This is a genomic window from Stenotrophomonas rhizophila (assembly GCF_003651185.1).
GTDB classification, from domain to species: domain Bacteria; phylum Pseudomonadota; class Gammaproteobacteria; order Xanthomonadales; family Xanthomonadaceae; genus Stenotrophomonas; species Stenotrophomonas maltophilia_Z.
This window is the reverse complement of the sequence record NZ_RCDC01000005.1, coordinates 239402-263099: the sequence shown is the minus strand read 5'-3', so window position 1 is coordinate 263099 and position 23698 is coordinate 239402. Positions and strand designations below refer to the sequence as shown.

General features: G+C 66.5%; 22 protein-coding genes and 5 tRNA genes. 5 read left to right on the top strand and 22 right to left on the bottom strand.

The window, feature by feature from the left end; translation table 11 throughout:
- Positions 1 to 123 precede the first annotated feature (123 nt).
- Both BCL79_RS12820 and BCL79_RS12815 read right to left on the bottom strand, forming a co-directional pair.
- Positions 124 to 876, bottom strand: a complete 753-nt coding sequence (locus BCL79_RS12820) for a sulfurtransferase (protein ID WP_121041733.1) — start codon at positions 874 to 876, stop codon at positions 124 to 126.
- 49 nt (positions 877 to 925) lie between these two features.
- Positions 926 to 1291: a DUF6164 family protein gene (locus tag BCL79_RS12815; protein ID WP_121041731.1), complete on the bottom strand. Its 366-nt coding sequence runs from the start codon at positions 1289 to 1291 to the stop codon at positions 926 to 928.
- A gap of 67 nt (positions 1292 to 1358) precedes the next feature.
- Between BCL79_RS12815 and BCL79_RS12810 the strand changes: the two genes are divergently transcribed.
- Positions 1359 to 1799 carry an FKBP-type peptidyl-prolyl cis-trans isomerase gene (locus BCL79_RS12810; protein ID WP_121041729.1) on the top strand — a complete coding sequence of 147 codons (441 nt, stop codon included), beginning with the start codon at positions 1359 to 1361 and terminating at the stop codon, positions 1797 to 1799.
- Between the two features lie 10 nt (positions 1800 to 1809).
- Entirely contained in the window at positions 1810 to 3057 is a 1248-nt protein-coding gene (locus BCL79_RS12805; protein WP_121041727.1) for a TIGR03862 family flavoprotein, read from the top strand.
- Between the two features lie 107 nt (positions 3058 to 3164).
- On the opposite strand, the gene BCL79_RS12800 is transcribed toward BCL79_RS12805, so the two are convergent.
- The 8 genes from BCL79_RS12800 to BCL79_RS12765 all read right to left on the bottom strand — a co-directional run bounded on the left by BCL79_RS12800 (position 3165) and on the right by BCL79_RS12765 (position 10618).
- Entirely contained in the window at positions 3165 to 3644 is a 480-nt protein-coding gene (locus BCL79_RS12800) for a GNAT family N-acetyltransferase (RefSeq protein WP_121041725.1), read from the bottom strand.
- Positions 3641 to 5263 carry an FMN-binding glutamate synthase family protein gene (locus BCL79_RS12795; protein WP_121041723.1) on the bottom strand — a complete coding sequence of 541 codons (1623 nt, stop codon included), beginning with the start codon at positions 5261 to 5263 and terminating at the stop codon, positions 3641 to 3643. The genes BCL79_RS12800 and BCL79_RS12795 overlap by 4 nt, the downstream gene beginning before the upstream one ends.
- A 31-nt stretch (positions 5264 to 5294) precedes the next feature.
- On the bottom strand, positions 5295 to 6581 hold the full coding sequence (locus BCL79_RS12790; protein ID WP_121041721.1) for a nucleotide sugar dehydrogenase: 1287 nt from the start codon (positions 6579 to 6581) through the stop codon (positions 5295 to 5297).
- 303 nt (positions 6582 to 6884) lie between these two features.
- On the bottom strand, positions 6885 to 7340 hold the full coding sequence (locus BCL79_RS12785) for a BLUF domain-containing protein (protein ID WP_121041719.1): 456 nt from the start codon (positions 7338 to 7340) through the stop codon (positions 6885 to 6887).
- Between the two features lie 107 nt (positions 7341 to 7447).
- The gene (locus tag BCL79_RS12780; RefSeq protein WP_183073775.1) at positions 7448 to 8479 is read right to left on the bottom strand and encodes a TraB/GumN family protein; all 1032 of its coding nucleotides are present in this window, start codon (positions 8477 to 8479) and stop codon (positions 7448 to 7450) included.
- A 96-nt stretch (positions 8480 to 8575) separates the two neighbouring features.
- Positions 8576 to 8662 (bottom strand) — tRNA-Leu (locus BCL79_RS12775).
- A gap of 64 nt (positions 8663 to 8726) precedes the next feature.
- Positions 8727 to 10136, bottom strand: a complete 1410-nt coding sequence (gene hemN, locus BCL79_RS12770; protein WP_121041714.1) for an oxygen-independent coproporphyrinogen III oxidase — start codon at positions 10134 to 10136, stop codon at positions 8727 to 8729.
- A gap of 44 nt (positions 10137 to 10180) precedes the next feature.
- Positions 10181 to 10618, bottom strand: a complete 438-nt coding sequence (locus tag BCL79_RS12765) for a group III truncated hemoglobin (protein WP_121041712.1) — start codon at positions 10616 to 10618, stop codon at positions 10181 to 10183.
- A gap of 188 nt (positions 10619 to 10806) precedes the next feature.
- Between BCL79_RS12765 and BCL79_RS12760 the strand changes: the two genes are divergently transcribed.
- A complete protein-coding gene (locus BCL79_RS12760) occupies positions 10807 to 11100 on the top strand; it encodes a hypothetical protein (protein WP_121041710.1) in 294 nt (97 codons plus the stop codon).
- A gap of 107 nt (positions 11101 to 11207) precedes the next feature.
- Positions 11208 to 12197 carry a 4Fe-4S dicluster domain-containing protein gene (locus tag BCL79_RS12755; RefSeq protein ID WP_226956594.1) on the top strand — a complete coding sequence of 330 codons (990 nt, stop codon included), beginning with the start codon at positions 11208 to 11210 and terminating at the stop codon, positions 12195 to 12197.
- A gap of 55 nt (positions 12198 to 12252) precedes the next feature.
- Here BCL79_RS12755 and BCL79_RS12750 read toward each other — a convergent pair whose 3' ends face one another.
- The 7 genes from BCL79_RS12750 to BCL79_RS12720 form a co-directional block, all read right to left on the bottom strand.
- Positions 12253 to 12501, bottom strand: coding sequence for a hypothetical protein (locus BCL79_RS12750; protein ID WP_088433206.1), 249 nt, complete (start codon positions 12499 to 12501; stop codon positions 12253 to 12255).
- 271 nt (positions 12502 to 12772) lie between these two features.
- Positions 12773 to 13234, bottom strand: coding sequence for a BLUF domain-containing protein (locus tag BCL79_RS12745; protein ID WP_121041706.1), 462 nt, complete (start codon positions 13232 to 13234; stop codon positions 12773 to 12775).
- A gap of 150 nt (positions 13235 to 13384) precedes the next feature.
- The gene (locus BCL79_RS12740) at positions 13385 to 15439 is read right to left on the bottom strand and encodes a hybrid sensor histidine kinase/response regulator (protein WP_259462172.1); all 2055 of its coding nucleotides are present in this window, start codon (positions 15437 to 15439) and stop codon (positions 13385 to 13387) included.
- On the bottom strand, positions 15429 to 17018 hold the full coding sequence (locus BCL79_RS12735; protein ID WP_259462171.1) for an ATPase domain-containing protein: 1590 nt from the start codon (positions 17016 to 17018) through the stop codon (positions 15429 to 15431). Before BCL79_RS12735 ends, BCL79_RS12740 begins: the two co-directional genes overlap by 11 nt.
- Positions 17019 to 17060: 42 nt before the next feature.
- A tRNA-Cys gene (locus BCL79_RS12730) sits at positions 17061 to 17134 on the bottom strand.
- Between the two features lie 77 nt (positions 17135 to 17211).
- Positions 17212 to 17287 (bottom strand) — tRNA-Gly (locus tag BCL79_RS12725).
- A 146-nt stretch (positions 17288 to 17433) separates the two neighbouring features.
- Positions 17434 to 17509: transfer RNA gene (locus BCL79_RS12720), tRNA-Gly, on the bottom strand.
- Positions 17510 to 18035: 526 nt separating this feature from the next.
- On the opposite strand from BCL79_RS12720, the gene BCL79_RS12715 reads away from it, so the two are divergent.
- Positions 18036 to 18662: a hypothetical protein gene (locus tag BCL79_RS12715; RefSeq protein WP_183073774.1), complete on the top strand. Its 627-nt coding sequence runs from the start codon at positions 18036 to 18038 to the stop codon at positions 18660 to 18662.
- Positions 18663 to 18822: 160 nt separating this feature from the next.
- On the opposite strand, the gene BCL79_RS12710 is transcribed toward BCL79_RS12715, so the two are convergent.
- The 5 genes from BCL79_RS12710 to kdsB all read right to left on the bottom strand — a co-directional run bounded on the left by BCL79_RS12710 (position 18823) and on the right by kdsB (position 23657).
- Positions 18823 to 18898: transfer RNA gene (locus BCL79_RS12710), tRNA-Gly, on the bottom strand.
- A gap of 46 nt (positions 18899 to 18944) precedes the next feature.
- Positions 18945 to 19568, bottom strand: coding sequence for a CDP-diacylglycerol--glycerol-3-phosphate 3-phosphatidyltransferase (pgsA, locus tag BCL79_RS12705; RefSeq protein ID WP_121041698.1), 624 nt, complete (start codon positions 19566 to 19568; stop codon positions 18945 to 18947).
- 9 nt (positions 19569 to 19577) lie between these two features.
- On the bottom strand, positions 19578 to 21425 hold the full coding sequence (gene uvrC, locus BCL79_RS12700) for an excinuclease ABC subunit UvrC (RefSeq protein WP_121041696.1): 1848 nt from the start codon (positions 21423 to 21425) through the stop codon (positions 19578 to 19580).
- Positions 21422 to 22837 carry a redoxin domain-containing protein gene (locus BCL79_RS12695; protein WP_121041694.1) on the bottom strand — a complete coding sequence of 472 codons (1416 nt, stop codon included), beginning with the start codon at positions 22835 to 22837 and terminating at the stop codon, positions 21422 to 21424. The genes uvrC and BCL79_RS12695 overlap by 4 nt, the downstream gene beginning before the upstream one ends.
- Positions 22838 to 22883: 46 nt before the next feature.
- On the bottom strand, positions 22884 to 23657 hold the full coding sequence (gene kdsB, locus BCL79_RS12690; protein ID WP_121041692.1) for a 3-deoxy-manno-octulosonate cytidylyltransferase: 774 nt from the start codon (positions 23655 to 23657) through the stop codon (positions 22884 to 22886).
- Between the last annotated feature and the right edge of the window lie 41 nt (positions 23658 to 23698).

Below are 23698 nucleotides of genomic sequence, written 5' to 3'. Positions count from 1 at the left end.
CCAGGAGATATCCCACTGAGATGGGGCTGTCCGGCCGGTTTGCCACCGCCCACAAGGCGCAGGTGGCAAGACGCTGATTTCCGTCTCGCGACGATTCAGGACAATCAACGCCGTGAAGAGGGCTCAGGCGGCGCCGGCGTCCTGGTCGACCAGGGGCTGCAGGGCCGCATCCAGCGCCACGCGCTCGTCGAAGACGAAGCAGCGGCCGTCATACCCCTCACCGCCTACGGCCTCGAAATAGCCCAGGATGCCGCCGTCCAGCTGCAGGACGTTGTCCATGCCATCGTTGCGCATCCACAGCGCCGCCTTCTCGCAGCGGATGCCGCCGGTGCAGAAGCTGACCACGGTGCTGTCCTTGAGCGCTTCGCGGTGCGGGGCCAGGGCCTCGGGCAGATCGGTGAACTTGGTGATCGGCAGCACCAGTGCGTGCTGAAAGGTGCCGTACTCGATTTCCTGGGTATTGCGGGTGTCCAGCATCACCACCGGCTTGCCGGCGTCGTCGTGCCCCTGGCGCAGCCAGCGCTGCACCGTGGCCGGATCGATCGAGGGCGCGCGCGGGTAGGCCAGCGGCTGGCCGTCGTCGATGCGGAAACTGATGATCTCCGGCTTGACCTTGGCCTTGAGCCGGGCGAACGGCTGCATCTGGCTGTAGCTGGTCTTCACCCGCAGCCCGGCAAACCGCGCATCGGCGCGCAGGGCGGCGTAGAAGCCGTCGATCTGCGGCTCGGCGCCGGCCAGGAACAGGTTGATGCCCTCGCCCGCCACCAGGATCGTGCCGCGCAGCTGCGCGGCGGTCGCCCGTTCCAGCAGGGTCGCGCACAGCGCGTCCGGGTCGGCGACGGGGGTGAAGTGGTAGGCGGCGGTATTGGCGATCATCCCGTCATTTTAGCCGCTGGGCAGGCGCTACGCCTGACCCGCCCGGGAATCAGCCGCGCAGCAGCACGAACGGCAGCAGCACCAGCGCGGTCGCGACGGCCATGCCGAGCAGCACCGCCACCACGAACACCGGGCGCCGCCGGATCAGGCTGCCGAAGGTTTCGGCCGTGCCTTCGCGCAGCGCGGCCTCACGCTCACCGCGGACGCGCTCGCCGCGTGCCTGCTGGTACTCGGCCATCAGCGCCTTGGCCCGGGGGTGATCGGCGTCATCGCGGACCCAGATCCCGCCAAAGGAGATTCCCCAGGGGCTGGGCTCGGTGCGGTAGTGGGCGATGCCCGCCTTGTCCAGCAGGGCGGTGACATCCTGGATTTCATCGTCCGCGACATTGCGCAGGTTGAGCAGCAGTTTCGACATGCGCCCATGATAGCGCCCGGCGATGCGCTACCCTTGCGTCCCCGTTTTTTGGATCCGGAGCCCGCCCATGCGCCGTCTGCCGCGTTACCTGCTCGCCCCCCTGATGTTGTCGCTGCTGGCTGCCTGCACCCCGCCCGGCCCGCCGCCCGGTGGCAGCATCGCGCAGTTCGAGAAGATCGATACCCAGCCGGGCACCGGCGCCGAGGCTACGCCCGGCAGCAAGGTCACCGTGCATTACACCGGGTGGATCTACGACGAGCGCACCGCCGACAAGCATGGCGACAAGTTCGACAGCTCGGTCGACCGCGGCGAGCCCTTCACCTTCAACCTCGGCCAGGGCCAGGTCATCAAGGGCTGGGACGAAGGCTTTGCCGGCATGAAGGTCGGCGGCAAGCGCACCCTGATGATTCCGGCCGAGTATGGCTACGGCGCACGGGGTGCCGGCCCGATCGCGCCGAACGCCTCGCTGGTGTTCGATGTCGAACTGCTCGACGTCAAGCCGCATTGATCCTGCCTGCATGAGCATTGCCGTGAACACCCCACGCCGGGTCGCGATCATCGGCGGCGGCCCCGCCGGCCTGATGGCGGCGGAAACCGTGCGCGCTGCCGGCCACATGGTCGATCTGTACGAAGCCAAGGGGTCGCCCGGCCGCAAGTTCCTGATCGCCGGCAAAGGCGGCCTCAACCTGACCCACTCCGATGCGCGTGAGGTGTTCGTCTCGCGCTACCGCGAGCGCGCGGAGGCAGTGGGCGGCTGGTTGGCCGATTTCGATGGCGAGGCGCTGCGTGCCTGGGCGCTGGCGTTCGGCGTGGACACCTATGTGGGTAGTTCGGGACGTGTGTTCCCGGTCGACCGCAAGGCCGCCCCGCTGTTGCGCGGCTGGGTGCGCCGGCTGAAGGAACAGGGGGTGCGCTTCCACGTGCAGCACCGCTGGACTGGCTGGGATGACGCGGGCGCACCGCGCTTTGAGACCCCCGAGGGCACGACCACGATCACGGCCGATGCGGTGGTGTTCGCGCTCGGCGGTGGCAGTTGGCCGGAGCTCGGCTCGGATGGTGCGTGGGTAGCGCCGATGACCGCCAGCGGCATCGACATCGCCCCGCTGAAGCCGGCCAACTGTGGCTTCGACATCGGCTGGACGCCCTACTTCAGCGAGCGCCAGGCGGGTGCCCCGCTCAAGCCGGTGGTGGCGCACTGGACCGACCTGCAGGGTGAAGCGCGCTCGCTGCAGGGCGAATGCGTGATCACCGCGACCGGCATCGAAGGCAGCCTGATCTACGCGCTGTCGGCCGATCTGCGCGACGGCCTGGCCCGCGACGGCCAGGTGACCCTGCAGCTGGACCTGCTGCCGGGCCAGACCGAAGCGCAGGTAGCGGAGAAACTGGGCAAGCCACGCCAGGGCCGAAGTTTCGGCGAGGTCCTGCGCCGCCAGCTGGGCCTGGGCGGGGTCAAATCCGCGCTGCTGTTCGAGGTACTGGGTCGCGAGGCCGGGCAATTGCCGCTGGACCAGATCGCGCATGCGCTCAAGCGCCTGCCGCTGGCCCTGCAGCACCCGCGCCCGATCGATGAAGTGATCAGCACCGCCGGCGGCGTGCGCCTGGAAGCGCTGGATACGCAGCTGATGCTGCGCGGGCGCCCGGGCACCTTCTGTGCCGGCGAGATGCTGGACTGGGAAGCGCCGACCGGCGGCTATCTGCTGACCGCCTGCTTTGCCAGCGGGCTGCGCGCCGGGCGTGGCGTGGTGGCGTGGTTGGCGCAGGCGTGAATCGAGAGGTGCCGGCCAGCGGCCGGCACTACCGAGGTAGTGCGCACCGTGGCGTGCCGGACCGCCTGTCAGGACATGCAATCGGTAGTGCCGGCCGCTGGCCGGCATCAGCGCCCGCGCTGCATCCGCACCGAGGCGAGCGACACGCCGCTGGGGTGCGGGTAGTCCTCCTCGCGCAGCACTTCAAAACCACAGCGACGATAGAACGGGACCGCATTGAGCGAGGCCGAGAGCACCAACGGCCGCGCCGGATCCGCAAGCGCCTGCATGGCCTGCATCAAGGTCAGGCCGATGCCACGGCCGCCACAGTCGGGATCGACGAACAATGCATCGATCTCGTTGCCGGCCAGATCGATCACGCCGTAGCCCAACAGTGCGCCATCGGCATCTTCGGCAATCACGCCGCCGCCGGCGGCGAGCAGCGCGCGGTAGTGTTCCGGCGGCGGTGAGGCCGACCACGGCCCGATCACCTCCGGCGGATAGGCCGCGCTGCACAGTTCACGTACGCAGCGCGTGCGCAGCAGCCACAGTCTGTCCGCCTCCTCGGCACGGCCAACGCGCAAACGCACGTCGCGCGCATCGGTCATCGCGATTTGCTCGTCCGCAGCGCCTGGATGCGCGCCGGCGGCTGGAACGAATCGCTGCGCGCATCGGCCCAGTAATCGTGGAAGACCGCATGGTCGGGCACTTTGCGCAGCAGCTCGCCCGGGGCCAGATAGCGGTACAGCGAGGCCAGTGAGCGGATTTCCACCGGCGAGACGCGGCGCAGGATGTGCTCCGGGCCCAGCTCGGAAGGATCGTTCAAGCCGGCCGCGCACAGCAGGTCGCGCAGCGCGCGCAAGGTGTTCTCATGGTAGTTGTGCACGCGCGTGGCCTTGTCGGCCGCGTCCAGGTGACGCCAGCGATGCGGATTCTGCGTGGCGATGCCGGTCGGGCATTTATCGCTGTGGCAGCTCAGCGACTGGATGCAGCCCAGCGCGAACATGAAGCCACGCCCGGCATTGCACCAGTCCGCGCCCAACGCGATGGTGCGTGCGATCTCGAAGGCACTGGTGACCTTGCCCGCCGCACCCACACGGATGCGATCGCGCAGGTCCAGCCCGACCAGCGTGTTGTGCACCAGCAACAGCGCTTCGTGCATCGGCACCCCCACGTGATCGATGAACTCGGCCGGCGCCGCACCGGTACCGCCCTCGGCGCCATCGACCACGATGAAATCCGGCAGCAGCCCGGTTTCCTGCATCGCCTTGGCGATACCGAACCACTCCCAGGGGTGACCGATGGCCAGCTTGAACCCGACCGGCTTGCCGCCGGACAACTCCCGCAGCCGCGCAACGAACTGCAGCAGTTCCACCGGCGTATTGAACGCGCTGTGCTTGGACGGCGATACGCAATCCACGCCCATCGGCACGCCGCGGGTGATCGAAATCTCTTCGCTCACTTTCGCCGCCGGCAGCACGCCGCCATGGCCGGGCTTGGCGCCCTGCGAGAGCTTGATCTCGATCATCTTGACCTGATCATGGGTGGCGTTGGCGACGAACTTCTCTTCGCTGAAACCACCGGCATCGTCACGGCACCCGAAGTAACCCGAGCCGATTTCCCAGACCAGGTCGCCGCCCATTTCGCGGTGATACGGCGAAATCGAGCCTTCGCCGGTGTCGTGATAGAAGCTGCCACGGCGCGCGCCTTCGTTGAGGGCGCGGATCGCGTTCGCCGACAACGAGCCGAAGCTCATCGCGGAGATGTTGAACACACTGGCCGAATACGGCTTGGCGCAGTTCGGGCCGATCTGGATGCGGAAATCGTGGTGGCCGATCTCGGTCGGCGCCAGCGAATGGTTGATCCACTCGTAGTCCACCGCATAGGTGCTGCGCAGCGTGCCGAACGGCACCACGTCCATTTCATTCTTGGAGCGCTGGTAGATCAGCGCGCGCTGCTGGCGCGAGAACGGCACATCCTCCAGATCGCTCTGCACGAAGTACTGGCGGATCTCCGGCCCGATCGATTCCAGCCCGTAGCGGAAGTGGGCCATCACCGGATAGTTGCGCCGCAGCGTGCTGCGCTTCTGCAGCAGATCCCAGGTGCCCAGCAGCACCAGCAACGCCGTCACGCCGACGCCCCAGTACCAGGCGGGCCAGATCGTGGCCAACCACACGCAGACCGGGAACAACAGGATGGCGAGCAGATACGCGAGATAGCGATGCATGGCTTTCCTCAATCAATAGCTGCCCCCGAGTCTACAGGCGGTCGTCCACCACTTCCCGGGGCCACACGGATTTGACGTCGTACACCACACCGCCCGGCGTGAGCAGCGCGCGCACCTGCGCGGCGTCGAAGGCACGGAAACGATCATGCGCCACCGCCAGCACGACGGCGTCATAGCCGGCCGCATCCGGGGCATCGACCCAGCGCACGCCCGCATCGGCCAGTGCGGCCGGCCCGACCCACGGGTCCTGCACGTCCACCCGGGCGCCACAGGCCTGCAGGCGCTGCGCCAGTTCCAACGCGCGGCTGTTGCGCAGGTCCGGGCAGTTCTCCTTGAAGGTCACCCCCAGCACCAGCACGCGTGCCTGCGCGACATCGATGCTGCGCGATGCCAGCAGTGCCAGCACGCGTTGTGCGACATGCTCGCCGACCCGGTTGTTGACCTGGCGCGCGGTGTGGATCAGGTCCGGGTGATACCCCATGCTCTCGGACTTGTGCAGCAGGTAGTACGGGTCCACGCCGATGCAGTGGCCGCCGACCAGGCCGGGGCGGAACGGGAGGAAGTTCCACTTGCTGCCGGCCGCATCCAGCACGTCCTGGGTATCGATGCCGAGCCGATCGAAGATCAACGCCAGCTCGTTGACCAGCGCGATGTTGACGTCGCGCTGGATGTTCTCGATCACCTTGGCCGCTTCGGCCACGCGGATCGAGGGCGCCGGCCAGGTGCCAGCCGTGATGATGCCCTTGTACAAGGCATCGACCACGGCGGCGACTTCCGGCGTCGAGCCGGAGGTGATCTTGCGGATGTCCGGCAACCGTCGTTCGCGGTCGCCCGGATTGATCCGTTCCGGGCTGTAGCCGCAATAGAAATCGACGTTGAAGCGCAGCCCGGATCCCGCCTCCAGCAGCGGCACGCAGACTTCTTCTGTCGTGCCCGGGTAGACGGTGGATTCGTAGATCACGATGTCGCCCGGCGTGAGCAGACCGGCGATCAGGGTGCTGGCACTGCGCAGCGGCCCCAGATCGGGCTGCTCGTGCGCATCGATCGGGGTGGGCACGGTCACGATGTAGACATTGCACCCGGCCAGCTGCGAAGGATCGGCGGTGTAGCGGGCATGCACCGCGGCAGCGAGCTCGTCGGCTTCCAGCTCCAGGGTGTGATCCACGCCGCGCTGCAGTTCGGCAACCCGCGCGTTATCGATGTCGTAGCCCACCGTGGCCTGCTGCCGGCCGAAGGTCACCGTCAACGGCAGCCCAACGTAGCCGAGGCCGATGACCCCGATGCGCGCGGACACCGCGGCGGAAATGGCGTGCGTCATCGAGCGGCTCCGCACCGCGGAACCGGGCCAGCCATCAGGCGGGGCATCATCAGGGAATACGTCATGCGATACGGAGCCGGGAGACAGGTGGTGCAAGACTAACGCGCCCGACCCTGCCCCACAAAGAACAAAGCCGCCGCCCGCGGAGAGTACGGACGACGGCCAAAGGAATAATGGTCCAGCTGCGGTTACTACCCTTTCAGACAGCCTCCAAGGGTAAACCCCGCAAGACTGGTCACAGCTGGTAGAAAGAGGATAGGCGTGCAACCGTGATCATTGTGTTACGGCCAGCGTTGTTTTGCGTTACGAACCCAATGTCACTGCCGCCGGTTCCAACTCGCCGGAAACACCTGTCCATGCCTCCAGCAGACGACCAAACCCGGCGGGCATGTCGCCTTGCTCGGAACACCGATGTTGGAACCCCTGCCAGGGCGCCTCGACGATACGCGCAAGCGCATCCGGTTCGAGCGCTGCCGACGCCATCGTCCATTGGGGGAAATGGCGGGTCTCCACTGATCCGCGCGCGAGTTCGCGCAGATTCGTATGGATGCGCGCGTTGAACACGCGCTGGAACACCGAATCGACACCGTCCTCCGGGCCTTCGAAGTACTGCAGGAAACACCGGCCGTCGAACATCAGCACGCCGGTCACGCCTGCCACTTTGTTGAACCCCATCGCTGCTCGCAGGATCTGATCGATATCAGACGTTTCGATTCCGTCGATAGCGTCGCTGATATAAGCGACCGCATGCAGCGGCATGAGGGATTTCCGGAATGAACTGAAGCTGACTATGCCATGAAGTTTTCGCACTGGGTAGACATCGAATGTGCGCGCTGTCGCGTTACGAAGCGCCGGTGACTCACACCTCATTCCGGCGCCTGGACCTCATAGCCCCGGGCACGCAGCTGATCGGCGTAGCCTCCGGGCGTCAGCAGCGAGGTGACCGGGACAGTCGCGAAGGTGACCGCATTGCGCGCCAACGCCTCGCCGGCCATGGTCATCCATTTGCGGTGCGCCTGCGCATCGACATCGGTCAAGCCACGCCGCCGCCCGAAATCGCTGTTGGCCACGGCATCCACGCAGGCCAGGTACTGCCCTTTCACCGCCAGCCGCTCCAGCGCCTCGATATCACCGACCGACCAGGCATTGGCGCGCTCGGCCAGCAGCGGCAAGCCGTGTTCGACCACATCCAGGGTGCGGCGGAAGCACTCGACATCCTGCAAGGCAGTGCCGCGCACTTCCTTCAACGCCTGCCGCGGGTCGGCGATCTTGATCGCGACCTGGGTCGAGACCGGCGTGAGACCGTGCGCCTTGCTGGCCTTCTGCACGATCCTGGACACCGGTGAGGAACGGCCGAGGCCGACATCCTTCAGTGCGGCAGCATACAACTGCGTCGCAGCCACCAGCGGCCGGTCTTTCTCGATGCCTTTGTCGCGGCCGATGTGCCGCTGTTTGAGTACTTCCCAGCGCGCGTAGAGATCGGGCGGCAACACCTCGCGCAAGGTGCGTCCGTCGGGATCACGGGCAGCCTTCATCGCCGAGGGCAGCAAGGTCAGGCCGCGGAAGAAGCCCACGTCGGCATCCAATGCCCAGCCCGGCGAGCCGAGCACTTCCTGCGCACTGGCGATCACCGCCTGCACCTCGTCGGCGCGCCACTCCAGCTTGGCCGGCAGCGGCGAAACCGTCCCGAGAATCCACAGTGTGTGGCCCTGGCGGTTGCGGACCTGCCACATGCCTGGCCCGGGCTGCTCACCCGAGACCACCACCGGGGCCAGATCGATCACCTCGCCTGCGGCCTGCGCCGGCACCTGCGTCTGGGCCTGCGCATGGGCCACGCCGCCCAACAGCAGCGCAACGCTCCACACCAGTGCTTTCCCTGCACCTACTGCGATTGCCATGTGGCGTGTCCGAGGTGAGTTGCTGCGCAGCGTACGGCGGCACGCGGCCGGCTGCGTAAAGTTTGCGTTGCGCGGGCAACACGTGAAACTGACCGTTGGTGCCCGGGGCCGGAATCGAACCGGCATGGGGTTGCCCCCGGCGGATTTTAAGTCCGATGCGTCTACCAGTTTCGCCACCCGGGCAACGGCGCGCATAGGGTGCCTGATCGCGCCCGGTTTTGGAATGCACGCGCCGCTGCGGGCCCGCTCAGATCGCGCGGGAATACCGCACGGGCTGGTCTGGCTGCATCAGATAGCGGTCGAAACACATCGCCAGCAGCCGCAGCAGTGGGCGCCCGCGCTCGCTCGCGCGCACCACGCCCTGCGCGTAATCGGCCAGGCCGTCCGCCTGCAGTGCCGCCAGCGCGCGCAATCCCTCGGCGAAATACGTCTCGAAGTCCACGCCGTGCCGTGCCGCCACGGCAGCCCCGTCCACTTCTCCCTGGCACATCAACTGGCCGATCACTTCCGCGCGCAGCACATCGTCCTGGTCCAGGGTCAGGCCGCGCCAGACCGGCAACCGCCCTGCATCGACCGCCGCTTCCCAGGCTGGCAGTTCACGCGGGTTCTGGCTGTAGGTCTGGCCGATGTGGCTGATCGCGCTGGCCCCCAGGCCCACCAGATCGGTATCGGCGTGCGTGGTATAGCCCATGAAGTTGCGGTGCAGTTGCCCCGCCCGTTGTGCCCGCGACAGGTCTTCCTCCGGCAACGCGAAATGATCCATGCCGATGTACTGATAGCCCGCCTCCGAGAGGCGCTGCACCGCCAGGCCCAGCAAGGCCAGCTTCTGCTCGGGGCTGGGCAGATCCGCATCGGCGATCTGGCGCTGCGCACGGAACAGGTGCGGCAGGTGCGCGTACCCATACACCGCCAGGCGATCCGGTCGCTCGCGCAGCACGGTTTCCAGCGTCTGCGCGAAACCGGCGAGTGTCTGCTTCGGCAGGCCGTAGATCAGATCCACATTGACCGAGCGCAACCCATGCTCGCGGCAGGCACGCAGGATATCCAGTGTGTCCTCCACGCCCTGCTCGCGGTTGATGGCCTTCTGCACGTCCGGATCGAAATCCTGCACGCCGAGGCTGGCGCGGTTGAAGCCCAGCTCGGCGAGTACCGCGATATCGGCGCGTGTGACAAAGCGCGGGTCGAGCTCGATGGAGAAGTCGCGCGCGGCCGCCGTGCTGAAGTTGAACCGCTGGCGCAGCCCATCGATCAACTCGCGCATCTGTGCCGGCGCCAGGAAGTTGGGCGTGCCACCGCCGAGGTGCAGCTGGATCACTTCGCGCGCCGGATCGAACTGCGGCGCCATCAGGTCCGCCTCGCTCAGCACGCGGGCCACGTAGCTGACGCCTTTGCTGTGATCGCGGGTGATGACCCGGTTGCAGCCGCAGTAGAAGCACGGGCTGCTGCAGTACGGCACATGCACGTACAGCGACAGCGCGCGGCCCCGGCGGTTGCTGTCCACGATGGCCTCGCGCAGGGCCAGCTCACCGTAGCCGTCATGGAAATGCGGGGCGGTGGGATAGGAGGTGTAGCGCGGGCCCGGCCGGTCGTGGCGACGCAGCAGCTCGGGATCGAAGTGCCAGGCGAGCCCGGCGGCGGCAGGCGAGAAGGTATCCATGCCGCCAGCTTGCGCATGCACGGGTGCGCACGCATTGCGTCAGATCAATTCACGCCCGGGCGGCCCGCCATCGGCAGGCTCGGCCAGCGCAGCATCTGGAAGCGACGCCAGAAGGTATCGGCGATCCGCTCGGCGACATCATCGGCCAGCCGCTGCATCGGTGGATTGCCACATTCGGCGGTGGTCTGCCGGAACAGGGCCAGCCAGCGGTCGAACAGATCGCGATCCAGCTCATCCATGGCCATGTGCTTGGGCATCGGCGCCCCTTTGAAGCGCCGCGTGCCGCGCAGCATCGCCGACCAGAAATCGACCAGCTGCGCCAGATGCGCATCCCAGTCGTGGATCCGCGCCGTGAACACCGGGCCCAGGCGCGGCTCCTCGCGCACGCGCGCGTAGAAGTCATGCACCAGGCCGGTGACCTCCTCTTCGCTGCACAGGTCCAGCGCGGGATTGGGCAGCGCGTTGTCGGTGGGATCGGACATGAACACCCTCGGGCAGCAACGCCCAGCATCGGCGGCAGGGCCTGCCGCTGCCTTGATCAGGATCAATGAAGCCGGCGGCGAAGCCTTCTAGTCTGGGAGCTCGACAGGAAGCGCGCACTCGCGATCCCGGCCCCCGGTCGGCGCGAAGTATAGCCGTGCCCTGCCCCCTCCTCCTGACCGTGGCCGCAATGAACGACCTGCACGACCCGCCCGACGGCAGCCGCCGACGGCTGATCCAGCAATGGGGCGCCATCCTGTGGCCCAGCTTCGTCGCGGCTGGCCTGGCCAGCGTGGTGTTCTTCGCCTTTGTCGACCCGCTGCGCCTGCGCGACATCAGTTTCCCGCAACACGAGATCAGCCGCGAGCTGGGCTACACGCTGGGGTTCTTCATGTTCTGGGCGGTCACCGCCGCCGCCAGCGCGATCACCTGGTACCTGCTGCGGCCGATGCCCAGCGACGATGACGACCTGCCACTGGGGTGACCATGACAGACCGCCTCACCCTGCATCTGGTTGATCCCTCGCCCTCGCCCCCGCCGCCCGCCCCGGGCCGGCGCGCGCCGCTGCGCTGGCGGCCACTGCTCCCGGCGATGCTGCTGGCCGGCTTCTATCTCCTGCCGTGGCTGCGCTGGGAGGGTCGCCAGGCGCTGTTGTTCGACCTCACCGCGCGCCGCTTCGATCTGTTCGGCTGGACCCTCTGGCCGCACGACGTCGGCATCCTGCTGGGCCTGGCCGCCGTGCTGGCCACCGCACTGGTACTGCTCACCAACCTGGCCGGCCGGGTGTGGTGCGGCTACGGCTGTCCGCAGACCGTGTGGAGCCGTTTGTTCCGGTGGATGGATCAAGGCACCGCGCGCTGGCTGCCGGCCACAGGCGCAGCGCGTGCGGTCAAGCATCTGCTATGGCTGTTGGTAGCCGCGTGGACGGGCATCACCTTCGTGGGCTTTTTCAGCCCGATCCACGGCCTGGTCGGTACGCCGTGGCCACCGGTCTGGAGTGGCTGGGAAACGTTCTGGATCGTCTTCTATGCCGCAGCCACCTGGGGCAATGCCGGCTTCCTGCGCGAACACGTCTGCCGCGAGCTGTGTCCGTATGCGCGCATCCACGGCATGTTCTGCGACAACGACACGCCGCGCATGCAGTACCACGCACGCCGCGGCGAACCGCGCGGCCCACGCGTGGCTGGGCTGGGCGGTGTCCAGGCGCGGGGCCGCGGACTGCTTGATCCCACCAGCGCCAGCGACTATGCGTTCCGCGCCGCGCACGAGGATATCGCCGGCCCGATGCCGCACTTCAGCGCCGATCGACTCGGCGATTGTCTGGACTGCGGGGACTGCGTCAGCGTCTGCCCGATGGCGCTGGACGTACGCGCCGGGCCGAACGCTGATTGCATCAGTTGTGGCGACTGCCAGGATGCCTGCGATGCGCGCATGCGTGCCTGGCAGTTCCCACCGGGATTGCTTCGTTATGCGCGTCCATCGGCCATGCAGCACCGCCCGTCACGCTGGGTCCGCCCGCGCACGCTCGCCGCGGCCGGCACGCTGTTGGCGCTGCTGGCCATCGGTCTTCATCACCTGTAGTGGCGCCGCGTTGGCGGTTGTCCCCGTATCGTTTCCCCGGTCCCCCGACCCGGTTTCAGCGCGCGCGTGGGCGTACGCTGCGCGGCGGCACCAACTGGGCGCGCCGCACGATCCCCAACTGCTCAATGATCAACGCCAGCTCATTGGTGACACGGGTTCGAGCGGTGCCCTGCGCGGGTGGGACCAGGCGCTCGAGCACGCGCTGGTAGGTGGACCAGAATTCCGGGCCGCAGCCATGTTTCACGTAGCTGGCTTCCAGCTCGGTTCGCACTCCGTCAGCCAAGTCATGTTCGCCGTATTCCATACGACCTCCGTGGGACTTGCTTGCTTCAGGGACGACAAAACCCCCTCAGGGGGCGGATTCACTTCGGGTTCACCTAAAATTTGCACGGTCATCGCATTAAGTCAATTACCCGAAGGATAAAAGCCACGCCCCCGATGAACCGTTCATACAACGTCCGAACCCGTGCCTGCATCATGCAGGCCGGATACTGACAGCAATATGTCAGGGCGGCGCTCCCGATAATCCGCGCCTGGCCGCCACTCCCCGGGAAGCCGCACAGGGGCGGGCAATCTCACTCAGCCGCCGAGCGGCTCTCCTGCATACCCGCGCGCTCGGGCAGGTGCGGCGCGACGAACTGCATCAGACGCTCCATGGCACTGTCTGCCGGCGGTCCGCCCGCGGCGCGATCGGCAAACGCCTCCCACTCCCCGGCAGACAAAGTCTCGACCAAGGTCGGCTCAACGCCCAGCCAGCGCATGCTCCAGTAAGGAAAGTAGCGCGCAGGCACGCGGGCGTGACCGAGTTTGCGGATGTTCCGATGGCTGCGGGCCTGCAGTACGCGCTCGTGTACTGCCGACACCCCATCATCCGGGCCTTCGAAGTACTGCAGAAAACGACTGCCATCGCAGAGAAGCACACCGGTGACCCCGGCCAGGCTGTTGAAGCGGATGGCATCCTCGACAAGTGCATCGAGATGCTCCGCAGACAGCGGGCCTGCAACGTCGCTGACATACGCGATCGCGCAAAGGGGCATGGGTAAACTCCGACGATTTCAAAGCACTATGCTGGCACTTTCAGGTATCTAAATAAAGCCGTTGCCTGAAGCATTCAGAACATACCTGAAACGAACGCCTCCCGTCCTGCACGCGGTCGCCGGTCAGGGCACCCGCCTGGCGCCGCTGGATTACCGATGTCCCGCCATCGAGCTTCGTACCGCTTCACTGAACGCATCGAGCAGGAACGGCTTGGCGATCATCGCCATGCCGTTATCGAGGAATGCCGAGCGCTCCTGTGCTTTCTCTGCGTAGCCGGTCATGAACAGCACCGGCAACGAGGGCCGCGATTGCCTCGCGATTTCGGCCAGTTGGCGTCCGTTGAGGCCGGGCAGTCCGACGTCGGTGATCAGCAGGTCGATCTTCTTGGATGAGCCGAGGATCGGAATGGCGCCATCGGCATCACCCACGACTTCTGCGGTATACCCGAGGTCTTCCAGCACCACGGTGACCAGCATGCGCACCTGCTCGTCGTCCTCCACCACCAGGATCGATTGCCCGGCGCCGAGCGACACCGGCTGTGCGCTAGGTGCACCGTCGTCCTCAGCCGCGTCGTGCACCACCGGCATGAACAACGCTACCGTGGTGCCCTGCCCTGGCGTGGAATCGACCGTGATGTGGCCGCCGGACTGCTGCATGAAGCCGTAGATCATCGACATACCCAAGCCCGTACCCTTGCCGATCGGCTTGGTGGTGAAGAACGGCTCGAAGATCCGCTCGACCACCTCCGGTGGCATGCCGGTGCCGGAATCGGAGACAGATACCACGGCGTACTCGCCTGCCGGAATGGTCGGCACTTCGCCCTCGGCGGCGAAAACGTGCGAGGTCCGCAGGATCAGCTCACCGCCTTCAGGCATCGCGTCACGTGCATTGATCGCCAGATTCAGCAGCGCGCTTTCGAACTGGTTGCTGTCCAGGTTGGCGCGCAGCGGCGCGTCACTGGTCGCCATCTGGATGCGGATCTTCTCGCCCAGCGTGCTGCGCAGCAGGTGCTGGACCGATCCAACCAGCGCGTTGAGTTCCACCGTCTTCGAATCCAGCGACTGACGTCGCGAAAACGCCAGCAGACGCTGGGTCAAGGCCGCCGCGCGCTGGCTGGAGGCGGTGGCCGCATCCAGGAAGCGCTCCATCCCTTCCATGCGCCCCATGTCCAGGCGCATGCGCATGATGTCCAGCGAGGAGAGGATGCCGGTCAGCATGTTGTTGAAGTCGTGCGCGATGCCGCCGGTCAATTGCCCGATGGCATCCATCTTCTGCGACTGGCGCAGGGCCGCTTCGCTGGCCTCACGCGCGGCCATCTGCCGCTCCAGCTCCGCCGTGCGCTCGGCCACCATCGCCTCCAGGTCCGAGGCATGTTGCTGACTCGTTTCCAGGGCCAGCTTGGAGGCCGTGATATCGGTGACGAAGACGTGGAACCCATCCGGCGCGCCGTCTGCATCCCAGCGCGGCGAATAACGGATCTCGCTGTCGCGCCGGCGGCCGTCACTGAACGGCCAGTTGGCCTCGAACACGATGTGCTCGCCCGCCAGCGCACGTTCGATCAACGGGCGGCGGGTGCGCCAGACCTCCTGCCCGACGACCTCCGGCACGCGTTTGCCGATCACGGCCGATACCGGACGCTCGAACCAGGCCTCATACGCTTTGTTCGCGAAGCGGTAACACAGGTCACGGTCGATGAAGGCGATCAGCACCGGCATCGCATCGGCCACCAGGCGCAGTTCTGCTTCGCTGCGCTCCAGTGCGGCACGGCCATCGGCCAGCGCCCGCATCTGATCACGGACCAGGAACTGCTTGTCGCGCGCACGCAGCGCACTGCGCACGGAGCTGAGCAGCGAGCTGCTGCCCAGCGGCCGGTCCAGCTCGATGATGTTGATCGACAACTGCAGGCCAGGATCGGCCAAGGGGCGCTTCTGCGAGTGCGGCGACCGCAGCAGAATGACGGGAATATCCGACCAGGACGGTTGCTTGGCCAAGGGCTCCAGCAACGCGGCGGTGCCCTTGGCGACCGCCTCTTCGGTGACGACCACCGCACCCACGTCATCATCAAGCGCGGCGGCCAGCCGTGGCAGGCTCTCGTGGATCGCGGTGCGCAGCCCGGCGGCATTGAGTACGCCGGCAATGCTCGGCGCATCGCGCCCGAACGGCGCAAAGATATGCACCACACCGGAAACGGAGTCACTCTGCACGGGTGTGGCCGAGCAGATGCGCCGTATTGCCCACGAATTCCGGCGTGCCGGTCAGAATGCCCTTGAACTCATTGAGCGGGGCGCTCAGCGAAATTCCCTTACCATCGATCTTCAGCTCGCGGATCGTATTCTCGTGCGCACCGCCCCGATTCTTGATCACCGAGATCGCCTTGCGGATGCGCCCCTGCGATTCGAAGAAGCGGAACAACACGACCGAGTCCGCGATGTAGGAGACGTTGAGATTGCCGGTCGACATCGTGCCGACCAACCCGTGTTGCGGATTGATCAGGATGGTCGCCACGCCCTTCTGGTTGAGATAGGACAGCATCTCGTGCAGCTGAAGCATCAGCTGCTTTTCCTGGGGCATCGCGGTGACGTAGCCGTTGAGGCTGTCGATCACCAGCAGGCGGCACTGGCGCTCCTCGACTGCACGCTGCATGTTCCAGGCGAACTCGCCCGGTGAGATCTCGGCCGGATCGACCTGCAGGATTTCCAGCAGGCCCGACGCCAGGTGTTTGCTCAGATCGATGTCCAGCGACTCGGCGCGGGCCAGCAAGGTGCCGATGCGCTCATCGAATTCGAAAATGCAGCAGTGCTCACCGCGCTCGCAGGCCGCCCAGACGTACTGCAGCGCCACATTCGTCTTGCCGCTGCCCGCCGGGCCGGTCAACAGCGTGCTGGTGCCCCGCAGCGGACCGCCGCCGAGCAGACTGTCGATCTCGCCGACCCCGCTGCTGATGGGCGTGCCGTTGAATGTGGCGTGGTGGTCCGAGGCGATCAACCGCGGAAAGACCTCCAGGCCCCCTTCACGGATGGTCATGTCGTGGTAGCCGGCGGTGAAGTTCACCCCGCGCAGTTTCTGGACATGCATCCGGCGGCGCGCCGGGCCGAAATCCAGTGTCAGGCGTTCCAGCGACACCACGCCATGGCAGAGGCTGTGCAACTGGCCATCGCGCTCCTCACCGGAGGCCGTCATGTCATCGACCAGCACCACGGTCGCGCTCTTGGGCGCGAAGAACTGCTTGAGCGAGAGGATCTGGCGGCGATAACGCAGCGGATCCTGCGATAGCAATCGCAGCTCGGACAGCGAATCGAACACCACCCGATGCGGCTTGATGCGCTCCACCTCGCCGAGGATCAGCTTGACCGTCTCGTCCAGCTCGACTTCCCAGGAGTGCAGTACCGACTGCATCCGTCCGTCGCCCAGCGCTTCCTCGGCCGAGGCCAGCTCAAACAGGTCCAGGCCATCCAAGGACCAGCCGTGAGCATTGGCAACTTCGCGCAGCTCGTCAGCCGTCTCGGAGAGCGTGATGTAGAGACAGCGCTCGCCCTTGCTCAGCCCATGCAGCAGAAACTGCAGGGACAGCGTGGTCTTGCCGGAGCCTGGCGGTCCTTCCAGCAGGTACAGCCGCCCCTGCGGGAAGCCCCCGCCGAGGATGCTGTCGAGGCCTTCGATACCCGTCGCTACGCTTGCTTTTTGTGTCTGCATAAGGCTGCCAAAGTGGACGGCCGCAGCATACGAAGCGTGTTGTGTAGGCCCTGTCGGCTCTGGCCTCCGAAACTGAATGGAGGCCCACAACGCACAAAGCCCGCTTTCGCGGGCTCTGGGCTACTTTCCATTTGGAGGCCTGGGTCGGAATTGAACCGGCGTACGCGGATTTGCAGTCCGCTGCATGACCACTCTGCCACCAGGCCGGTGACCCTACGATCATCGAAGGCGTGTTGCGTGCCCCGATAAAACAAGACCCCGAGAACGGGGCCTGGTCAGGATTTGGAGCGGGAAACGAGACTCGAACTCGCGACCTCAACCTTGGCAAGGTTGCGCTCTACCAACTGAGCTATTCCCGCAAAATCAAGCGGGTATGTTACCGAAACCACTCGAAACACACCAGCTTTTTCACACTTTTTTTCACATCCCGGCCGATGCTTCCGGACTGGATGCCCGCGTGCCACCGCGGAGAAAAACAAGGCCCCAAGGGGGCCCTGTCGAAATCTGGAGCGGGAAACGAGACTCGAACTCGCGACCTCAACCTTGGCAAGGTTGCGCTCTACCAACTGAGCTATTCCCGCAGACTTTCGCTTGCCCCGACCGCACCGCACCCTGAGGCGCTGGAGGCTGTCGGCCCCTCGACCTGCGTCGAAGGAGCGCTATTCTGTCGGAATTCCTTCACGTCGTCAACATCCTTTTCGCCGCAACGTGGTGTGGTTTCCCACCGGGCGGTCACGGCGGCCTCCGACATCTTCCCCCGTTCTGCTCCCGCACAAAGTCCCCATGTCCGGCTTGCCAGACGTTGACGCGCCGAAGCGCCCCCGGACTTGCACGTCCAGTGCAGCGCAACGCCCTCGCGCAGCCGGCGCCCGTCGAATACCCCCTTCACCCTGTCCTGGGCGAAGGACGGGTGCAACTGCAGGCCCCTCCACTGGGGCGCAGCTCACCGGCGAGCCGCCACGGCAGGTTCGGCGTTTGGTTGCACGTTTCCCACAAGTTGTATTGTCAAAGGGAGTGCAACGCCGTCTGATGCATGCAATGCAGCGGACCCCACACCTGAAGACTCCGACACCCATGGCACACACCTCTGGCAGCAGCACCAGGCTGATGCTGTCTGCACTCCATTACATTCAATGTTGCCCTGCGCGCATGGCCGCCACCTGTACGGGACTGTTATTGAGCGCATCGGCGATAGCCGCCCCCGTGACGCTCGTATTCCCGCTGCCCGATGGCCACCACCTGAGCATCTCGGCCAGCGACAAGCACGTACACGCGCAGCGGATGTCGGGGAGACGTCGGGCCATTTCCGTGGATGCCGACCTGCGACGGGTGCTGATGCAGGCCGATACCGTGTTTCCGATCAACCGCAGCGCCTTCATGCTGGAGGGCGGTCCGGGCGTAACGCTGTTCGTACGCACGTCATCCAATTCCGCCCGTCCGATGGCCTACTGCGGTTCGGGGCGGGAAGACCAGGTGCTGCTGATCGAACTCCGCGCGAACCGACTGGCCTTGCTCGACCGACTGCTGCTCGACAGCTGCTTACGTTCCATTGCAGTGATCGCAGACCTGGGCGACTGGCCACAGGAAGCCGTGGAACCAATGGCACATCCGTGGGTGGCTCGATTTCAGGCGCTCGACATGGATGGCCCTTATCCCCGCTGCGTTCGCATCGCACATCAACGACTCTGGGTAGACGACTCCTGCGAGACACCCGAGCGGCCTCAGCCTGAGTAGTCGCCCGGCCCGCCATGGCCGACCGCGCTGCGGTGCTGACGGAGTGAACCCATGATGCAGATGCATGCCCGAGGCACGGCACACAAACGGAAAAAGCGACCCGGAAGGTCGCTTTTTTCGTTGCATCGCATCGGGACGGATCACGATGGAATGCGGTATCTGGAGCGGGAAACGAGACTCGAACTCGCGACCTCAACCTTGGCAAGGTTGCGCTCTACCAACTGAGCTATTCCCGCTTGGGAGGCGAAATTCTACAGCCAAATGCATCCCTGTCAACAGCCCTCACGCACTCTTTTTTGCTTTGGTGTTCTCACGCGCGAGGCGCTCGTCTTCGCGCAGGCTTGGCCACGCCGCGTGCAGGTACTGCAGGCCGGACCACAGCGTCAGGATCGAGGCGATCGCCAGGGTCCAGTCGCCGATGTGGAAGACCTCGGTGCCCATCCAGATGTCCTGCATCGGGGTGTGCGGTGCGACCGAGTACAGCAGGCACAGCAGCGCGACCATCTGCGCGGTGGTTTTCACCTTGCCGATCACGGCCACACGCACCTTGGCCCGCTGGCCGATTTCCGCCATCCATTCGCGCAGTGCCGAGACGGCGATTTCACGGCCGACGATCACTGCCGCCCAGACCGCCATCCACGCGGTGGGGTGGCCCTGCACGATCAGGAACAGCGCCACGGCCACCATCAGCTTGTCCGCGACCGGGTCGAGGAAGGCGCCGAACGCGGACTGCAGGTCGTAGCGGCGGGCGATCCAGCCGTCGAGCCAGTCGGTGAGCGCAGCCAGGCCGAAGATCGCCGCCGAGGCGAAATTGGTCCACTTGTAGGGGAGATAGAACACCAGCACCAGAACGGGGATCATCACGATCCGCAGCAGGGTCAGCCAGGTGGGGAGGGTCAACTTCATTGCGTCTCTCTACTCGCCCGCCGCGTCGGGCGTGGGCAGTCCATGAAGGTTAGCGTAGATACGCGCAGCGAGGGCGTCATTGATGCCGTCCACTTTCGCGATTTCCGCTTCGCCGGCGGCTTTCAGGCCGACCAGGCCGCCAAAATGTTTGAGCAGGCTGGCGCGCCGGCGCGGGCCGATGCCAGGAATATCTTCGAGTTTGCTGGTCATCCGGGCCTTCTGGCGGCGGCCGCGGTGGCCGGTGATGGCGAAGCGGTGGGCCTCGTCACGCACCTGCTGGATGAACTGCAGCGCCGGTGAGGCTGCGCCCGGGCGCAGTTCGCGGCCGTCCGGCATGACCAGGGCTTCATGCCCTGCCCTGCGCTCCACGCCCTTGGCCACGCCGACCAGCATCACCCCTTCCACGCCCAGATCGGCCAGCGCGGACTGCGCCTGGGCCAACTGGCCGGCACCGCCGTCGATCAGCAGCAGATCCGGCAGTACGCCGTCCTCTTCCACCGCGCGGCGGAAGCGCCGCTCGATCGCCTGGTGCATGGCCGCATAGTCATCGCCGGGCTCGATGCCGCTGATATTGAAACGGCGGTACTGGCTGCGCACCGGTCCGGCCGCATCGAACACCACGCACGAGGCCACGGTGGCTTCGCCCATGGTGTGGCTGATATCGAAACACTCCACGCGCTTGACCTGCTCGGTCAGGCCGAGCATCTGCCGCAGGTCTTCGCTGCGTGCGTGCTGCGCGGTGCGGCTGCCCAGTTCGGTGACCAGGGTGATCTGCGCGTTGCGTGCGGCCAGTTCCACGTAGCCGGCGCGCTCACCGCGCACGTTCCAGCGCAGCTGCACCTTGTGTTCGGCCGAGGCACTCAAGGCCGATTCGATCAGGCTGGCATCCGGGATTTCGCGGTCGAGCAGGATCTCGCGCGGAGGGGCGTGCTCGGCGTAGTACTGGGAGACGAACGCGCCCAGCACTTCATCGGCACTCTCCTCGCCATTGGTGCGCGGGAAGAACGGACGCGTGCCCATGTTGCGGCCATCACGGAAGGCCAGCAGCAGCACGCAGGCGCTGGCGCCCTGGGTGGCGCAGGCGAGCACGTCCAGATCCGCCGCGCGGCCATCCACGTATTGGCGGGTCTGCATGCTGCGCAGCGAGGCGATCAGATCGCGCAGGCGCGCGGCCTGCTCGAATTCCAGTGCTTCGCTGGCGGTCTGCATCTGGGTGCCGAGCTCGCGCGCGAGCTGGTCGCTCTTGCCTTCCAGGAACATCGAAGCGCGGCGTACCGACTCGGCGTAATCCTCCGGTGCCACCAGCTCCACGCAGGGCGCGCTGCAGCGGCCGATCTGGTACTGAAGGCAGGGCCGCGAGCGGTTGCGGAACACGCTGTCTTCGCAGCTGCGCAGCTTGAACAGCTTGTGCATCAGGTTGAGCGTTTCGCGCACGGCAGTGACGCCGGGGTACGGGCCGAAGTAACGCCCCGGCACCGCGCGCGGGCCACGGTGCAGTGCGATCCGCGGCCATTGCTCACGGGTCAGCAGCACGTGCGGATAGGTCTTGTCGTCGCGCAGGGAGACGTTGTAGCGCGGCGAGAGCGACTTGATCAGCTGGTTTTCCAGCAGCAGCGCCTCGGCCTCCGAGCGGGTCACGGTCACGTCCATGCGCGCGACCTGCGACAGCATCGACATGATCCGCGTGGTCTTGGGCGTGCCGTTGAAATAGCTGCCCACGCGGTTGCGCAGCGCACGCGCCTTGCCGACGTACAGCAGCGTGTCATCGGCAGCGTACATGCGGTACACGCCGGGGGCGGTGCTCAGGTGGGCCGCAAATGCCTTGCCATCGAAGGCGGGGGCGGAAGAAACAGTCATTCGTTGATCGGCACGTCGCTCAGGACACCACTGACGGGGTCGAAGCGCAGCACGGCGTGGGCATCGGTCTCGGCAATCCAGACCGCGCCACCGCCCAGCGCCAGGCCAGCCGGGCCGTGCAGGCGGCGCGGCAACGCCAGCGTACTCAGCTCACCACCGCCCAGGCGCAGCGTGCGCAGGCGGCCGTTGCCGGCATCGGCGATCCACAGCAGCGGCGCATCCGGACTCAGGGCAATTGCCTGCGGGTACTGCAGCAGTGCCGAGGTGCGCGGGCCGTCCTGTTCGCCGAAGGTCCACAGCCCCTGCCCGACCAGCGTCTGCACCAGATCACCACGCAACTGCATGGCGCGGATCGAGGAGCCCAGCGCATCGCAGACGTACAGCACCTGCTGGACCGCCGCGACCGAGCACGGCTGCGCGAACGCGGCCACGTGGCCACTGCCGTCGCGCTCGTCGATCGCCCCACTGCCGGCGCGCCACTGCAGGCTGCGCTGGCCAAGGTAATAGCTCCAGATACGGTTGTCGCCGGCCATGGCGATGTGGATCTGGTTGTCGGCGACGGCCAGGCCCTGCGGGTGGTTGAGTGCGGTGTGGCGCGGATCGGCCACCGGCCCTTCGATCGGTTCGCCGGGGCGGCCGGTGCCGCATAGCGTATCGACCTGGCCGGAGAGCAGATGGATGCGGCGCAGGGCATGGTTGCCGGTGTCGGCCACGTACAGCCATTCGCGCTCCAGCGCCAGGCCCTGGGGATGGTGGAAGGCCGCCTGGGCCTGGTCCCCATCCATGAAATCGGCGGTGCCCATGCCGAACTGGCGCAGCACGCGGCCACCATGACTGCACTCGAGCACGCGGTGATGACCGGTGTCGGCGATGTACAGGCGCTCGGTGGTCACCGCCAACCCGGTCGGGAAGCGCAGCGGCAGGCGCGGCTCGGGGCTCAGCTCACGGGCGCCGTGCAGGTCTTCATCGGACGGCCGCGAGCTGCCTTCGCACAGCGCAGCAAGGGAGCGTTCCAGTTCCCCGCCGAGACCGACCAGACGCTCGCGCTCGCGCCCTTGGGCATCGAGCAGGACCAGGGTCGGCCATGCGGTCACGCCGAAGCGGCGCCAGCCATCCCACTCCGCATCCAGCAGGGCCGGCGCGTTCAGCCCCTGGCGGCGCAGCAGCTTGAGGGATTGATCGGGATCGCGCTCGCCGTCGAAACGCGGCACCTGCAGCACCAGCAGCTGCAGCTTGCCCGGGTTGCGTGATTGCCACTGGGCCAGCTCGGCCAGCCGCTGCGCGCACCACACGGAAGCGGCATTGACGAAGGCCAGCACGACCGGCCGCCCCTGCAGCTCGGCCAGGGTGGTCGGTTTGGCGTTGAGCCAGGTGGCGAATTCGGGAAGATCCTGGACGGGCTGGACGTTCATGCCCCGATTATGCCGGACTCGGCGTCATGCAACCGTCGTGCCACGGTCACGGGTGTGCTGCCCACCAGGCCTCGGCACGCGCCAGATCGTCCGGGGTGTCGATGCCGGGCGGGAACTCGGCCGGGGTCAGCGCCACGCTGATGCGGTGCCCCGCTTCGAGCACACGCAGCTGCTCCAGCGACTCCAGCTGCTCCAAGGTGCCGGCCGGCAACGCGGCGAACTGGCGCAGGAAGCCGGCGCGGTAACCGTAGATGCCGATATGGCGCAGCCAGTGCGGGCCGGACAGCGTGTCGCGCGAGCGCGCGAAGGCATCGCGGTGCCACGGAATCGGCGCGCGGCTGAAATACAAGGCATCCAAATTCTGCTTGCGCACCACTTTGACCACGTTCGGGTCGAACAGGGTTTCAGCGTCTTCCACCGGCGTAGCCAGCGTGGACATCTCCGCACCGCTGTAGACCAGGGCTTCGGCCACCGCGCGGATGCCTTCGGCCGGGGCGAAGGGCTCATCGCCCTGCAGGTTCACCACCAGGGTGTCATCGGACCAGCCGGCCTGTGCGGCGCACTCGGCCAGCCGATCGGTGCCGGAGGCGTGCTCGGTGGAGGTCATCGCCACGCGCACTTCGGCCAGGCCCTGCAGGGCCTCGGCGATGCGCTGATCGTCGGTGGCGACCCACACCTCGCGCGCGCCGGCGAGCAGCGCGCGTTGCGCCACGCGCAGCACCAGCGGCTCGCCGCCGAGCAGGCGCAGCGGCTTGCCCGGCAGCCGCGAAGCGGCATAACGGGCGGGAATGGCGACGACGAACTCGACGGAAGCGCTCATGGGGGATGACCTGTACGAAAGGAATGCAGTCCGGGCGTCAG

Coding starts and splice junctions, on each gene's coding strand:
- uvrC (WP_121041696.1), bottom strand. CDS start 21,425: ATGACTGTTTCTTCCGCCCCCGCCTTCGATGGCAAGGCATTTGCGGCC.
- BCL79_RS12760 (WP_121041710.1), top strand. CDS start 10,807: ATGAACGACCTGCACGACCCGCCCGACGGCAGCCGCCGACGGCTGATC.
- BCL79_RS12800 (WP_121041725.1), bottom strand. CDS start 3,644: ATGACCGATGCGCGCGACGTGCGTTTGCGCGTTGGCCGTGCCGAGGAG.
- BCL79_RS12780 (WP_183073775.1), bottom strand. CDS start 8,479: ATGGCAATCGCAGTAGGTGCAGGGAAAGCACTGGTGTGGAGCGTTGCG.
- BCL79_RS12715 (WP_183073774.1), top strand. CDS start 18,036: ATGCTGTCTGCACTCCATTACATTCAATGTTGCCCTGCGCGCATGGCC.
- BCL79_RS12820 (WP_121041733.1), bottom strand. CDS start 876: ATGATCGCCAATACCGCCGCCTACCACTTCACCCCCGTCGCCGACCCG.
- BCL79_RS12790 (WP_121041721.1), bottom strand. CDS start 6,581: ATGACGCACGCCATTTCCGCCGCGGTGTCCGCGCGCATCGGGGTCATC.
- BCL79_RS12785 (WP_121041719.1), bottom strand. CDS start 7,340: ATGCCGCTGCATGCGGTCGCTTATATCAGCGACGCTATCGACGGAATC.
- hemN (WP_121041714.1), bottom strand. CDS start 10,136: ATGGATACCTTCTCGCCTGCCGCCGCCGGGCTCGCCTGGCACTTCGAT.
- BCL79_RS12810 (WP_121041729.1), top strand. CDS start 1,359: ATGCGCCGTCTGCCGCGTTACCTGCTCGCCCCCCTGATGTTGTCGCTG.
- BCL79_RS12695 (WP_121041694.1), bottom strand. CDS start 22,837: ATGAACGTCCAGCCCGTCCAGGATCTTCCCGAATTCGCCACCTGGCTC.
- BCL79_RS12805 (WP_121041727.1), top strand. CDS start 1,810: ATGAGCATTGCCGTGAACACCCCACGCCGGGTCGCGATCATCGGCGGC.
- BCL79_RS12765 (WP_121041712.1), bottom strand. CDS start 10,618: ATGTCCGATCCCACCGACAACGCGCTGCCCAATCCCGCGCTGGACCTG.
- BCL79_RS12745 (WP_121041706.1), bottom strand. CDS start 13,234: ATGCCCCTTTGCGCGATCGCGTATGTCAGCGACGTTGCAGGCCCGCTG.
- BCL79_RS12755 (WP_226956594.1), top strand. CDS start 11,208: ATGCTGCTGGCCGGCTTCTATCTCCTGCCGTGGCTGCGCTGGGAGGGT.
- BCL79_RS12750 (WP_088433206.1), bottom strand. CDS start 12,501: ATGGAATACGGCGAACATGACTTGGCTGACGGAGTGCGAACCGAGCTG.
- BCL79_RS12815 (WP_121041731.1), bottom strand. CDS start 1,291: ATGTCGAAACTGCTGCTCAACCTGCGCAATGTCGCGGACGATGAAATC.
- kdsB (WP_121041692.1), bottom strand. CDS start 23,657: ATGAGCGCTTCCGTCGAGTTCGTCGTCGCCATTCCCGCCCGTTATGCC.
- pgsA (WP_121041698.1), bottom strand. CDS start 19,568: ATGAAGTTGACCCTCCCCACCTGGCTGACCCTGCTGCGGATCGTGATG.
- BCL79_RS12795 (WP_121041723.1), bottom strand. CDS start 5,263: ATGCATCGCTATCTCGCGTATCTGCTCGCCATCCTGTTGTTCCCGGTC.